The organism is Ruegeria sp. CL5, assembly GCF_056536485.1.
This window is the reverse complement of record NZ_JBQFPS010000039.1, coordinates 1-739: the sequence shown is the minus strand read 5'-3', so window position 1 is coordinate 739 and position 739 is coordinate 1. Positions and strand designations below refer to the sequence as shown.

The 739-nt window shown below is 53.7% G+C and carries 1 pseudogene; it reads right to left on the bottom strand.

The features are described from left to right. Positions 1-739, bottom strand: a pseudogene (locus ACR0IU_RS22290) (hypothetical protein); the annotation flags it as partial.

Sequence of the window (739 nt, the reverse complement as noted above, 5' to 3'; positions counted from 1 at the left end):
CCATTGAATGTCTGGATGTCGGCAAATAAGAATGCCTCATCTATTTCCTGATCAATCTCGGTCCAGTTATGATTGACGTCGTCAAGAGAAACTGCATTTAACACGTCGCTCTTGCCGCTTTCTATTGCGACCCAATGGATGGTTTCTTGATTGTGTTTCCCATTAGCGCCCTCTTCTTCCTGCATCCGTAACGTAAAACCGTCGGCTTCGACGTTGTCTAGCCGGGTTGTGACTGCCGCCCCGCCGTTGGCGCTTGCAACCTGCGCGAAAACCAGAGCGTCATCGAAGCCAGAAAGTGCAACGTTGGTTGGTGTCTCGTCACGGGCCGTTGCAGTGCCGAGCGTGATTTTACGGCCATCCTCAAGCTCGTATTCACCTGCGCTACCGGCAAACCACGTAACCTGTTCCGTTGTGTGCCGACCGTCCAGATAGTCCCACTCGTCGATCTGGTATTCGAAGCCCTCATTGGTAACATTCCGGACGCGCGTCACGGCAGCATCGCCGCCGTTGTAGGTAAGAGGTGCCATGATAACAATCGCGTCCTCAATTTCGCTGTCGAAACTGACTTTATGCCAAGTGTCTCTGTTTGGCTGCATAACCATTTCTGAGCCGAATTGTAGAGTTCCAACCGGCTGTCCTGCCGTGTTATCCGGTACCGGTGCGTCATCGACCGGGTCTGTTGGCGATGTCTCATCGACCGGGTCTGTTGGCGATGTCTCATCGACCGGGTCTGTTGGCG